Below are 12546 nucleotides of genomic sequence, written 5' to 3'. Positions count from 1 at the left end.
CGTAGAACGCGACGGTCCCGCCGCCGGAGAGGAGTGCTCATCCGATGACAACAGCGCGCCTGCCCAAACTGCCACTGGACGAAGCCAAAGCCGCCGCCGACGAAGCGGCCGTCCCCAACTACATGGCCGAACTGAGCATCTTCCAAGTGCTGCTCAACCATCCGCCGCTGGCGCGCGCCATCAACGACCTGCTCGCCACCATGCTCTGGCACGGCGCCCTCGACGCGCGGTTGCGCGAGTTGGCGATCATGCGGATCGGCTGGCTGACCGCCTGCGACTACGAGTGGACGCAGCATTGGCGCGTCGCGTCCCGGCTCGGCGTCCCGGGTGACGACCTGCTCGGCGTGCGAGATTGGCGGAACTACGCCGGGTTTGGGCCCGCCGAGCGGGCCGTGCTGGCGGCGACCGACGACGTGGTGCGCGACGGCGCGGTCAGCGCCGCGAGCTGGGCGGCCTGCGAGCGCGAATTCGACGGTGACACAACGGTTCTCGTTGAGCTGGTCACGGTCATCGGCGCGTGGCGCATGGTCTCCTCCATCCTGCAGAGCCTCGAGGTGCCGTTGGAGGAGGGCGTATCGAGCTGGCCCCCGGACGGCCGGCCGCCCGGGCCCTAAGGCTGAATTGCACAGGGCCGTAAGCGATTGACTTATCAATCGGGAACTCTTAGCGTCGGGCAATGAGAACCAGGGTCGCCGAGATGCTCGGTGTTGAATTCCCGATCTGCGCCTTCAGTCATTGCCGCGACGTGGTGGCCGCGGTGACCAACGCGGGCGGATTCGGCATCCTGGGCGCCACCGCGCACAGCCCGGCGCGGCTGCGCAGCGAGCTGACCTGGATCGAGCAGCAGACCGGCGGCAAGCCCTACGGGGTCGACCTGCTGCTGCCGCCCAAATACGTCGGCGCTGAGCAGGGCGGGATCGACACCAACCAGGCCCGGACCCTGCTGCCCGAGGAGCATCGCGCGTTCGTCGACGACCTGCTGGCCCGCTACGGCGTGACGGCGCCCGCCGGGGACGCCCGCCCGTCCGTGGGCGGTTTGAACATCTCGCCCAAGAGCTACCAGCCGCTGCTCGACGTGGCCTTCGACCACGACATCCGGCTGATCGCCAGCGCGCTCGGCCCACCCCCGGCGGACCTCGTCGAACGCGCCCACGACGCCGGCGTGCTGGTGGCCGCGCTGGCCGGCACCACCCGCCACGCCCAGCGGCACGCCGCCGCCGGCGTCGACCTGATCGTCGCGCAGGGCACCGAGGCGGGCGGCCACACCGGCGAGGTGGCGACGATGGTGCTGGTGCCGGAGGTCGTCGACGCCGTGGCCCCGGTGCCGGTGCTCGCCGCCGGGGGGATCGCCCGCGGCCGTCAGATCGCGGCGGCGCTGGCGCTGGGCGCCGAGGGCGTGTGGTGCGGGTCGGTGTGGCTGACCACCGAGGAAGCCGAGACGGTGCCCGTGGTCAAGGAGAAGTTCCTGGCCGCCACGTCGTCGGACACGGTGCGGTCGCGCTCGATGACCGGCAAGCCGGCGCGCATGCTGCGCACCGCCTGGACCGAGGAGTGGGACCGGCCGGAGAACCCCGACCCGCTGGGCATGCCGTTGCAGACCGCGCTGATCACCGAGCCGCAGCTGCGCATCAACAGCGCCGCCGCCCACGACGGCGCCAGGGCGCGTGAGCTGGCGACTTACTTCGTCGGGCAGGTGGTGGGCTCGCTCGACCGGGTCCGGCCGACGCGCTCGGTGGTGCTGGACATGGTCGAGGAATTCATCGACACGATCGGCCGGCTCGACGGCCTGGTCGAGAAGTGATCCCGGGCCGGTCGGTAACGAATCGCGGACACGCTGTCCAGGGATTTGACCGCGTCAGACCGCTCGTGCATTATCGGTCGGGTAAGCACCTCGTTAGGTGAGGCGTCTACACGAATACAGGCCACTGACCCCGAACGTCGAAAGACGCCCCGGGTCAGGACAGCTCCTCCCGGCTTAAGGGTTGAGCCCAGGTGGCTTCCGGTTTGGATTTTTTCCAGGCCAGGACACGTCGTGTGGTGCCGAAGCTCTGACGAGAGGGGTGCGGATCTCCGGCGGTCGTCGGATTCTGCTCCTTTTGCTGCGCCTAGATCGCATGCGATCCCGCATGCGTCGCGACCGCGAGGAGGTGAGGGACACATGAGTTCTTGCGATAGTCCGGATCGAAGTCCGAACCCTGTTTCGTCCCGATCCGTTCTCCGGCACGACCTCCTCGGCTGAGGCGTCGCACACGCTAAGTGCTTATCCGCCAAGCGTTCTGAGATCGGAACCGACCCGGGACGGGACACGTCAGTCCTTTTTGGTCCCCGTTGGAATTCTCCTCTAGGAGTCGATCATGACCGCAGCTCTCTACGACGACGTCGTCACCGTCGCGCCCGCCCGCACCCTGAGGGTGGTACGCGACGTCCCCGAAATCCACGTCCCCGAGCCCGTGGAAGAGCCGCGCCGCAGCGACTTCCCGCTCTTCGGCCCGGGCGGCGACCCGCTGATCCACGGGGCCTGCCGGTTGCTCAGCATTCCGCTGCGCCACGTGTACGCGGCGCTGTGGCGGGTGGGTGTGCTCGAGGTTCGGGGCCAGTAGAATCGTTTCATTGGCGTCGATCCGGCCATCACCGGGGAGCTTTCGGAAGAACGGCCGTTCCGGCTCAGTAGAACCGAACGGGTAGGCCCGTCACAGCCTTCAATGAGCGGTCGCGCGTGAGCGCGGCAAGCGGGGTGGTACCGCGGCGCTCGCGCAGCCGGCGCGTCGTCGTCCCCAGGCCTGGAGACTGGCACAGGAGACGACGTTTGACCGAGCACACATACCCGAAGCCGGCGGGCGGGGCGCCCGACTTCCCGGCCCTCGAGGTCGAGGTGCTGGACTACTGGGCCCGAGACGACACCTTCCGCGCCAGCATCGCCCGCCGCGACGGCTCGCCGGAGTACGTGTTCTACGACGGGCCGCCGTTCGCCAACGGCCTGCCGCACTACGGGCACCTTCTCACCGGCTACGTCAAGGACATCGTCCCGCGCTACCGCACCATGCGCGGCTACAAGGTCGAGCGCCGATTCGGCTGGGACACCCACGGGCTGCCCGCCGAACTCGAGGTCGAGCGCCAGTTGGGCATCACCGACAAGTCCCAGATCGACGACATGGGCATCGCCGCCTTCAACGACGCCTGCCGCGCCTCGGTGCTGCGCTACACCGACGAGTGGCAGGACTACGTCACCCGCCAGGCGCGCTGGGTCGATTTCGACAACGACTACAAGACGCTGGACCTGCCGTACATGGAGTCGGTGATCTGGGCGTTCAAACAGCTGTGGGACAAGGGCCTGGCGTATGAGGGCTACCGGGTGTTGCCCTATTGCTGGCGCGACGAAACGCCGTTGTCCAACCACGAATTGCGGATGGACGACGACGTCTACCAGAGCCGCCAGGACCCCGCTCTCACCGTCGGATTCAGGGTGGTGGGCGGTTCGCTTGATGGCGCGCATCTGCTGGTGTGGACGACGACGCCCTGGACGCTGCCGTCCAACCTCGCCGTCGCCGTCAACCCCGACGTGACCTACGTGCAGGTACGGGTGGGCGAGCGTCGTTTCGTGCTGGCGGAGGCGCGGCTGGCCGCCTACGCCCGCGAGCTGGGCGACGAGCCCGAGGTGCTGGGCACCTTCCGGGGCGCGGACCTGCTCGGCACCCGGTACCTGCCGCCGTTCCCGTATTTCGTGGACACCCCCAACGCATTTCGGGTCCTGCCGGGCGAGTTCGTCACCACCGAGGACGGCACCGGCATCGTGCACATGGCGCCGGCCTACGGCGAGGACGACATGGAGGTCGGCGAGGCGGCCGGCATCGCGCCCGTCACGCCGGTCGACTCCAAGGGCCGATTCGACGCCAGCGTCCCGGATTACCAGGGGCAGCACGTCTTTGACGCCAACCCGCACATCATCCGCGACCTGAAGAACGGCACCGGCCCCGCCGCGGCCAACGGGGCGGTGCTGGTGCGCCACGAAACCTACGAGCACCCCTACCCGCACTGCTGGCGGTGCCGCAATCCGCTGATCTACCGGGCGGTCTCGTCGTGGTTCGTCGCGGTCACCGAATTCCGGGACCGCATGGTGGAGCTCAACCAGCAGATCACCTGGTACCCCGAACACGTCAAGGACGGCCAGTTCGGCAAGTGGTTGCAGGGGGCCCGCGATTGGTCGATCTCGCGAAACCGCTACTGGGGCACCCCGATTCCGGTGTGGAAGTCCGACGATCCGGACTACCCGCGCATCGACGTGTACGGCAGCCTCGACGAGCTGGAGCGCGATTTCGGGGTGCGGCCGACCAACCTGCACCGTCCCTTCATCGACGAGCTGACCCGGCCCAATCCCGACGACCCGACCGGGCGTTCGGTGATGCGGCGCATCCCGGACGTGCTCGACGTGTGGTTCGACTCCGGGTCGATGCCCTATGCCCAGGTGCACTACCCGTTCGAGAACTCCGACTGGTTCGACGGTGTCGATTGCGCCGACCCTGGCAAGCAGGTCGTCGCACACTACCCGGGCGACTTCATCGTCGAGTACATCGGCCAGACCCGCGGCTGGTTCTACACGCTGCACGTGCTCGCCACCGCGCTGTTCGACCGGCCCTCCTTCAAAACCTGTGTGGCCCATGGCATCGTGCTGGGCTCCGACGGCCAGAAGATGAGCAAGTCGCTGCGCAACTATCCCGACGTCTCCGAGGTGTTCGACCGCGACGGCTCCGACGCCATGCGGTGGTTCCTGATGGCCTCGCCGATCCTGCGCGGCGGCAACCTCATCGTCACCGAGCAGGGCATCCGCGAGGGCGTGCGCCAGGTGCTGCTGCCGTTCTGGAACGCCTACAGCTTCCTGGCCCTCTACGCGCCGAAAGTCGGTACCTGGCGTACCGATTCGGCTCAGGTGCTGGATCGCTACATCCTGGCCAAGCTCGCCCAACTGCGCGACGACCTGACCCGCGAGATGGACAGCTGTGACATCTCGCGGGCCTGCGAGCAGCTGCGCCTGTTCACCGAGGCGTTGACGAACTGGTATGTGCGACGGTCGCGTTCGCGGTTCTGGGCCGAGGACGTCGACGCCATCGACACCCTGCACACCGTGCTCGAGGTGACCGCGCGGCTGGCCGCGCCGCTACTTCCGTCGGTGACCGAGGTCGTCTGGCGCGGCCTGACTTCTCAGCGCTCGGTGCACCTGACCGATTGGCCGGCACCCGGTGCCGTGCCCGCCGACCCCGAGCTGGTCGCCGCGATGGATCAGGTTCGCGAGGTGTGCTCGGCCGCCTCGTCGCTGCGCAAGGCCAAAAAGCTGCGGGTGCGGTTGCCGTTGCCGAAACTCACTGTGGCCGTGGAGAACCCGCACCTCCTGGAACCGTTCGTCGACCTGATCGCCGACGAGCTCAATGTCAAGAGCGTCGAGCTGACCGACGCGATCGACACCTACGGCTCCTTCGAGCTCACCGTCAACGCGCGGGTGGCCGGGCCGCGGTTGGGCAAGGACGTCCAGGCGGCGATCAAGGCGGTCAAGGCGGGGGAGGGCGTCGTCAACGACGACGGCACCCTGACCGCCGGGCCCGCGGTGCTGCAGCCCGGTGAGTACAGCTCGCGGCTGGTGGCCGCCGACCCGGAATTCACCGCGGCCCTGCCCGACGGCGCGGGCCTGGTGGTGCTGGACGGCACCGTCACACCAGAACTCGAAGCCGAGGGCTGGGCCAAGGACCGCATCCGCGAACTGCAGGAGCTGCGCAAGTCGAGCGGGCTGGACGTCTCCGATCGCATCAGCGTGGTGATGTCGGTGCCCGCCGAGCGCGCCGACTGGGCGCGGGCGCACCGCGACCTCATTGCCGGCGAAATCCTGGCCACCAGCTTCGAATTCGGCGACCCGGCCGACGGCGCGGACATCGGCGACGGCGTGCGGGTGAGCATCGCCAAGGCCTGAGCCGTCACATCCGCCACTTTCGTCTCTCCGCGAGGCGACACGTTTTGTGCCACCTCCGAGCGACAATCGCCACCGCAGCGTGTCGGCGTGACCAACTGTCGCTGTGAGGCGGGCACAACACCATATGGTCGGACGCGGCTTTCGGCGGCCAAGCGAGCCGGGCGCGCGTCCGGAGGGCCCTAGCATCAATCTGTGGAGTCGCGTTGGGTGCTGCACCTGGACATGGACGCGTTCTTCGCTTCCGTCGAGCAGCTCACCCGGCCGACCCTGCGCGGTCGGCCGGTGCTGGTCGGCGGTTTGGGTGGGCGCGGAGTGGTGGCCGGCGCCAGCTACGAGGCCCGGGTGTTCGGCGCCCGGTCGGCCATGCCCATGCATCAGGCCCGCCGGCTGGTCGGCGTGAGCGCGGTGGTGCTGCCGCCGCGCGGCGTGGTGTACGGGGTGGCCAGCCGGCGGGTCTTCGACACCATCCGCGCCGTCGTCCCCGTCGTCGAGCAGCTCTCCTTCGACGAGGGATTCGGCGAACCCGCGCAGCTGGCCGGCGCGTCCGCCGCCGACGTCGCAACCTTCTGCGAGGACCTGCGCCGACGGGTCCGCGACCAGACCGGGCTGATCGCCTCGGTCGGCGCGGGCTCGGGCAAACAGATCGCCAAGATCGCCTCCGGTCTGGCCAAGCCCGACGGGATCCGCGTCGTCCGCCGCGACGAAGAACGGTCGCTGCTCGGCGGGTTGCCGGTGCGCCGCCTATGGGGAATCGGTCCGGTCGCCGAGGAGAAGCTGCATCGCCTCGGCATCGAGACCGTCGGCGAGCTGGCCGCGCTGAGCGACGCCGAGGCGGCCAACATCCTGGGCGCGACGATCGGGCCGGCGCTGCACCGGCTGGCCCGCGGCGTCGACGACCGCCCCGTCGCCGAGCGCGCCGAGGCCAAACAGATCAGCTCCGAGTCGACCTTCGCCGTCGACCTGACCAGCCTCGAGCAGCTGCGGGAGGCGATCGAACCGATCGCCGAGCACGCCCATCACCGGCTGCTGCGCGATGGCCGCGGCGCGCGCACGGTCACGGTCAAGCTGAAGAAGTCCGACATGAGCACGCTGACCCGGTCCGCGACGCTGCCCTACGCCACCACCGAGGTCGCCGCGCTGGTCGGCGTGGCCCGCCGCCTGTTGCTCGATCCGCGCGAGATCGGGCCCATTCGCCTTCTCGGCGTGGGGTTTTCGGGGTTGAGCGACGTGCGCCAGGAGTCGCTGTTCCCCGATTTGGAATTGCCGCAGCCGCAACCGGATTCGCCGTCGGTCGAAACCGCGACCGAGGTGATGTTCACCAAGGGGCCGGAAGAGGCTGGGTGGCGGGTGGGCGATGACGTCGTGCACCGCGAGCTCGGGCACGGCTGGGTGCAGGGCGCGGGCCACGGCGTGGTGACCGCGCGGTTCGAAACCCGCACCTCCGGGCCGGGCCCGGCCCGCACGTTTCCCGCCGACAGCGGAGAGCTCGCCCGCGCCAACCCGGTCGATTCGCTGGACTGGCCGGACTATGTGGGCGATCTGCAGACCGACGCCGCGTCAGCCCCACCGGCCGATGACGTCGGCGACCGGTAACCCGGCGGCCAGCGCGGCGATCAGCAAAACCCGCGCCTGGGCCGGGCGCAGCCCGGGCACCATGATCGCCCCGGCCGCCGCCATGTCATGGCCGGGGCCGTAGCTCGCGCCGACCCGCCCGCCGGGGACCCGGGTGGACACCGCGACGACGACCCCGTCGCCGCAGTGCCGGCGCACCGCGTCGACCACCGCGGGACCGGCGTTCCCCGAGCCCAGCGCCTCGAGCACCACGCCGCGCGCCCCGGCAGCCACGCAGGCGTCGAGCGCGACCGCGTCACTGCCCAGGTAGGCCGCGACGATGTCCACCCGCGGCGCCGAGTCCGCCCGCACCTCGCCCACGTACGGCCTCGTCTTCGACCCGGTCAACGCCACCTCGCCGGCGACGGTGCCCAGCAGCCGGCCGGTGAAGCCGCTCAGGTCCTCGGTGGCCACCTTGTACATGCCCAGCGGCTGCAGCACCCGGCCCGCGAAACACATCACCACGCCCAGGCCGCGGGCGGCGGGGCTGGCCGCCACGGCCAGGGCGTCGCGCACGTTCGCCGGACCGTCCGCGTCGGGCGCGTCGGCGCTGCGCATGGCGCCGGTCAACACGACCGGCGCGTCGCCGCCGTAGGTCAGGTCGAGCCACAGGGCGCTTTCCTCCATCGTGTCGGTGCCATGCAGGACGACCACCCCGTCGGCGCCCGCGTCGAGCGCGCCCGTCACCGCGTCGCGGATCCGGTCCCAATCGGCCAGCGTCAGCTCCGAGCTGTCGACCGCCAGCAGGTCCACGACGTCGACGTCGAGACCGGACGTCAGCTCCGCCGCGCCGTAGGCCGGCCGATGCACCCCGTCGGCGCCGGTGGCGGTCGATATCGTGCCCCCGGTGGCGATCACGGTGAGGCGGGCCATGTTCGAATCATTGCGCATCGCTGTCGCGGACGTCGCTCGCCCGCGCGGGGCGGTAGGGGATGATGGGAGAGTGCCTGAAGAACCAACGGGATCGACTGAGCCGGTGACCTCGGCCGACAAGCCCGAGGACGCCGCGGCGACCGACCCGCAGCGGCCCCCGCGCCGGCTGCGCCTGCTGCTGTCGGTCGCGGCCATCGTCCTGGCCCTCGACATCGTCACCAAGGTGCTCGCCGTCAAGCTGTTGCCGCCCGGCCAGCCGGTGCCGATCATCGGCGACACGGTCACCTGGACCCTGGTGCGCAATTCGGGTGCCGCGTTCTCGATGGCCACCGGATACACGTGGATGCTGACCTTGATCGCGACGGGCGTGGTGGTCGGCATCTTCTGGATGGGCCGGCGGCTGGTATCCCCCTGGTGGGCGGTGGGCCTGGGGTTGATCCTCGGCGGCGCCATGGGCAACCTGGTCGACCGCTTCTTCCGGGCCCCCGGACCGCTGCGCGGCCACGTCGTCGACTTCCTCTCCGTCGGTTGGTGGCCGGTGTTCAACGTCGCCGACCCCTCGGTGGTCGGTGGAGCCATCCTGCTGGTGGTGCTGTCGATCTTCGGCTTCGACTTCGACTCGGTCGGTCGGCGTCGCAAGGACGACGACACCGGGGACAGCGCGGGTGAGTGACCGCTCGATGCCGGTCCCCGAGGGACTGGCGGGCATGCGCGTCGACGCCGGGCTGGCCCGCCTGCTGGGGCTGTCGCGCAGCGCGGCGGCGGCGCTGGCCGAAGACGGCGGCGTCGAGCTGGACGGGGTGCAGGCCGGCAAGTCCGATCGTCTGACCGGCGGGGCGTGGCTGCAGGTGCGCCTGCCCGAGCCGCCGGCGCCGTTGCAGAACACGCCGGTCGACATCGAGGGCATGACGATCCTGTATTCCGACGACGACATCGTCGCGGTCGACAAACCGGCCGCGGTGGCCGCGCACGCGTCGGTGGGCTGGAGCGGGCCGACGGTGCTCGGCGGCCTGGCGGCCGCCGGTTACCGGATCACCACCTCCGGCGTGCCCGAGCGGCAGGGCATCGTGCATCGCCTCGACGTCGGCACCTCCGGGGTGATGGTGGTGGCGCTCTCCGAGCGCGCCTACACGTTGCTCAAGCGGGCGTTCAAGCAACGCACCGTCGACAAGCGCTATCACGCGCTGGTGCAGGGACACCCGGATCCGTCCAGCGGCACCATCGACGCGCCGATCGGGCGCCACCGCGGCGGCGAGTGGAAGTTCGCGATCACCAAGGACGGCCGGCACAGCCTCACCCACTACGACACCGTGGAGGCCTTCGTCGCCGCCAGCCTGCTCGACGTGCACCTGGAAACCGGGCGCACCCACCAGATCCGGGTGCATTTCTCCGCGTTGCACCACCCGTGCTGCGGAGACCTGGTCTACGGCGCCGACCCAAAGCTCGCGAAAAGGCTTGGGCTGGAACGTCAATGGCTGCACGCCCGCTCGCTGTCGTTCGCCCACCCGGCCGACGGCCGGCGGATGGAGATCGTCAGCCCCTATCCGCCCGACCTGCAGCACGCGCTGGACGTGCTGCGCGACGAGGGCTGACTCAGTCTGATGGTCGCGCCCGGCTTCGCCGCGCTTGCGATCGCTCAGCTGGGCTTACGGGCCTCGACGAGCAGCCGCACGGAGTCGGTGACGAACGGCCCCTCGGACTCGATGCGCTCGTGCAGTTCGGCCAGCCGGTCGCGGTAGCGCTGGACGGTGAAGTCGGGCACCGACCAGATCACCTTGCGTAGGAAGTAGACGATGGCGCCGATGTCGAAGAACTCCGCGCGCATCCGCTCCATGCGCAGATCGACGATCTGCAGCCCGGCCGCCTCGGCCTGCGCGCGCACGGCGTCGGGGTGAAACTCGGTCCCTTTCTCCGGTTGGGGCCCGATGAAGTACTCGACCAACTCGGCCATCGTGGCGGGGCCGATGTGCTGCGCGAAGTAGCTGCCGCCGGGGCGGAGCACCCGAAAGATCTCGGTCCACCAGACGGAGATCGGATGGCGCGTGGTCACCAGGTCGAACGCGTCATCGGCGAACGGCAGTGGCGGCTCGTCCCGCGTCGCGACGACCACCGCGCCCAGCGGATGCAGGCGTTGCGTGGCCAGGGCGGCGTTGGGAGGCCACGTCTCGATGGCCGCCATGGTGGGCGGGAAGGGGGCGGCGCCGGCGAGCACCTCGCCGCCTCCGGTGTGAATGTCCAGCGCGGCCGACACGCTCGCCAACCGTTGCCGCAGCAGGCGCTGGTAGCCCCACGACGGGCGTTCCTCGGTCGCCCGGCCGTCCAGCCACGAGAAATCCCAGCCGTCGACCGGGGCGGCCTCCGCCTCCGCGATCAGGTCGTCAAATGTGCGCCGCATGTCAGCATGCTAGGCACCGTTCGAGACGGATAGCACGCGCGCTCAGACCGTCGCCTTGGCGTCGCCCGTCGCGATCTCGGGCGCCAACGGCGCGATCGCACCGAGGATCTCGGTCACCGTCTCGGGCGGCACCCCGGCGGCTGCCAGCGCATCGGCAAGATGCGCGGCCACCAAACCGAAGTGGTGCATGGTGATTCCGCGGCCCTGATGCACCTGCTTCATCGGTGCGCCGGTGTAAGGCTCCGGGCCGCCCAGCGCCGCGGCGAAGAACTCGACCTTTTGCCCTTGAGGCGGTTCATGTTCGTGCCGGCGAAGAAGCCGGCGAGTTCGTCGTCCGCAAGCACTCGGACGTAGAAGTCGTCGACGGCGACCTCGATCGCCTCGTGCCCGCCGATCCGGTCGTAGATGGTGCCCGGTTCAGGCTTGCGGAAGCGCGCCAGAATTTTCATAAGGCCGATTGGAACATCCGGGCGTTGCCCGTCGGTTAGTGCGCGATCACGTCCGGATTGCTGTGTGTAACAAGCGGATTGCCTATCGGTGGCGATCGTGATGGGTGGACCGTGAGAGGGCGTGGCGGGCCACATGAGTGCAATCCGCATCGGGGCGGGGGCCTGATGACCTAGGTTGGCGGTATGACCCGCGTCACATCACTGTCCAGGAGCGAACGCCGATGAACCTTGGCGACTTGACGAACTTGGTGGAGAGCTCGCTGGGGAGCTTGGTGGAAAAGCCGCTGGCGACGGTGTCTCACCTCGTCAACACCCCGAACTCGGCGGGCCGGTATCGGCCGTTCTATCTGAGGAATCTGCTCGACGCGGTGCAGGGCCGCACGCTCGAGGAAGCCGTCCGCGACAAGACCATCCTGATCACCGGGGGATCGTCGGGCATCGGCGAGGCCGCCGCGAAGAAGATCGCCGAGGCCGGGGGGACCGTGGCGCTGGTCGCCCGCACCCGGGAAAACCTCGAGAAGGTCGCGGACGAAATCAGCGGTGCCGGCGGGGCCGCCCACGTCTACCCCTGCGACCTGTCCGACATGGACGCCATCGCGGCCATGGCCGATCAGGTGCTCGACGAGCTCGGCGGCGTCGATGTCCTGATCAACAATGCCGGGCGGTCGATTCGCCGATCGCTGGAGCTGTCCTACGACCGCATCCACGACTATCAGCGGACCATGCAGCTGAACTACCTGGGCGCGGTCCAGCTGATTCTCAAGTTCATCCCCGGGATGCGCGAGCGGGGGTATGGGCACATCGTCAACGTCTCCTCGGTGGGTGTGCAGACGCGGGCGCCCCGCTTCGGGGCCTACATCGCCAGCAAGGCCGCGCTGGACAGCCTGTGCGACTCGCTGCAGGCCGAGACCGTCAACGACGGCGTCAAGTTCACCACCGTGCACATGGCTTTGGTGCGCACGCCGATGATCAGCCCGACCACGCTGTACGACAAGTTCCCGGCGCTGACGCCCGAGCAGGCGGCCGGGGTGATCGCGGACGCGATCGTGCACCGGCCGCGCCGGGCCAGCTCGCCGTTCGGGCAGTTCGCCGCCGTCGCCGATGCGGTCAACCCGGCGGTGATGGACCGGGTGCGCAACCGGGCGTTCACCATGTTCGGTGACTCCAGCGCCGCGAAGGGTGATCAATCGACAAGCGACACAACGGAATTCGATAGACGAAGCGAAACGTTTGTGCGGGCGACCCGCGGGATACATTGGTGA

The 12546-nt window shown here is 69.5% G+C and carries 10 protein-coding genes, 1 pseudogene and 1 riboswitch; of the genes and pseudogenes, 8 read left to right on the top strand and 3 right to left on the bottom strand.

Annotated elements, in window-relative coordinates; genetic code table 11:
* Positions 1–44 precede the first annotated feature (44 nt).
* The 5 genes from K883_RS23380 (at position 45) to K883_RS23360 (ending at position 7549) form a co-directional block, all read left to right on the top strand.
* Entirely contained in the window at positions 45–614 is a 570-nt protein-coding gene (locus K883_RS23380) for a carboxymuconolactone decarboxylase family protein (protein ID WP_008257873.1), read from the top strand.
* Positions 615–676: 62 nt separating this feature from the next.
* Positions 677–1801, top strand: coding sequence for an NAD(P)H-dependent flavin oxidoreductase (locus tag K883_RS23375; protein WP_008257872.1), 1125 nt, complete (start codon positions 677–679; stop codon positions 1799–1801).
* An 82-nt stretch (positions 1802–1883) separates the two neighbouring features.
* Positions 1884–2067, top strand: a riboswitch (M-box (ykoK) riboswitch).
* A 287-nt stretch (positions 2068–2354) separates the two neighbouring features.
* The gene (locus K883_RS23370) at positions 2355–2600 is read left to right on the top strand and encodes an Rv1535 family protein (RefSeq protein WP_008257871.1); all 246 of its coding nucleotides are present in this window, start codon (positions 2355–2357) and stop codon (positions 2598–2600) included.
* Between the two features lie 206 nt (positions 2601–2806).
* The gene (ileS, locus tag K883_RS23365; RefSeq protein ID WP_008257870.1) at positions 2807–5956 is read left to right on the top strand and encodes an isoleucine--tRNA ligase; all 3150 of its coding nucleotides are present in this window, start codon (positions 2807–2809) and stop codon (positions 5954–5956) included.
* A gap of 207 nt (positions 5957–6163) precedes the next feature.
* On the top strand, positions 6164–7549 hold the full coding sequence (locus K883_RS23360; protein ID WP_014385151.1) for a DNA polymerase IV: 1386 nt from the start codon (positions 6164–6166) through the stop codon (positions 7547–7549).
* On the opposite strand, the gene K883_RS23355 is transcribed toward K883_RS23360, so the two are convergent.
* Positions 7514–8440 carry an asparaginase gene (locus K883_RS23355; protein ID WP_036456157.1) on the bottom strand — a complete coding sequence of 309 codons (927 nt, stop codon included), beginning with the start codon at positions 8438–8440 and terminating at the stop codon, positions 7514–7516. The two genes, K883_RS23360 and K883_RS23355, sit on opposite strands and share 36 nt — an antisense overlap.
* Before the next feature lie 70 nt (positions 8441–8510).
* On the opposite strand from K883_RS23355, the gene lspA reads away from it, so the two are divergent.
* Both lspA and K883_RS23345 read left to right on the top strand, forming a co-directional pair.
* A complete protein-coding gene (lspA, locus tag K883_RS23350; RefSeq protein ID WP_080588025.1) occupies positions 8511–9113 on the top strand; it encodes a signal peptidase II in 603 nt (200 codons plus the stop codon).
* Positions 9106–10032 (top strand): RluA family pseudouridine synthase, encoded by a 927-nt coding sequence (locus K883_RS23345; protein ID WP_008257866.1) that lies wholly within the window; start codon positions 9106–9108, stop codon positions 10030–10032. The genes lspA and K883_RS23345 overlap by 8 nt, the downstream gene beginning before the upstream one ends.
* A 44-nt stretch (positions 10033–10076) precedes the next feature.
* Here K883_RS23345 and K883_RS23340 read toward each other — a convergent pair whose 3' ends face one another.
* Positions 10077–10835, bottom strand: a complete 759-nt coding sequence (locus K883_RS23340; RefSeq protein WP_008257865.1) for a class I SAM-dependent methyltransferase — start codon at positions 10833–10835, stop codon at positions 10077–10079.
* A 42-nt stretch (positions 10836–10877) separates the two neighbouring features.
* Positions 10878–11284: pseudogene (locus K883_RS23335) on the bottom strand (group 1 truncated hemoglobin).
* A 221-nt stretch (positions 11285–11505) separates the two neighbouring features.
* On the opposite strand from K883_RS23335, the gene K883_RS23330 reads away from it, so the two are divergent.
* Positions 11506–12546: an SDR family NAD(P)-dependent oxidoreductase gene (locus K883_RS23330; protein ID WP_008257863.1), complete on the top strand. Its 1041-nt coding sequence runs from the start codon at positions 11506–11508 to the stop codon at positions 12544–12546.

It is taken from the genome of Mycobacterium sp. TKK-01-0059 (genome assembly GCF_000709305.1).
Classification (GTDB): Bacteria; Actinomycetota; Actinomycetes; order Mycobacteriales; family Mycobacteriaceae; genus Mycobacterium; species Mycobacterium intracellulare.
The sequence above is the reverse complement of the archived record's forward strand: the minus strand, read 5'-3'. Positions and strand labels throughout refer to the sequence as shown.

What these genes read in the sequence shown, in the direction of transcription:
- K883_RS23380 (WP_008257873.1), top strand. Translation starts at nt 45, where the DNA reads ATGACAACAGCGCGCCTGCCCAAACTGCCACTGGACGAAGCCAAAGCC.
- K883_RS23375 (WP_008257872.1), top strand. Translation starts at nt 677, where the DNA reads ATGAGAACCAGGGTCGCCGAGATGCTCGGTGTTGAATTCCCGATCTGC.
- K883_RS23370 (WP_008257871.1), top strand. Translation starts at nt 2,355, where the DNA reads ATGACCGCAGCTCTCTACGACGACGTCGTCACCGTCGCGCCCGCCCGC.
- K883_RS23355 (WP_036456157.1), bottom strand. Translation starts at nt 8,440, where the DNA reads ATGGCCCGCCTCACCGTGATCGCCACCGGGGGCACGATATCGACCGCC.
- K883_RS23340 (WP_008257865.1), bottom strand. Translation starts at nt 10,835, where the DNA reads ATGCGGCGCACATTTGACGACCTGATCGCGGAGGCGGAGGCCGCCCCG.
- K883_RS23330 (WP_008257863.1), top strand. Translation starts at nt 11,506, where the DNA reads ATGAACCTTGGCGACTTGACGAACTTGGTGGAGAGCTCGCTGGGGAGC.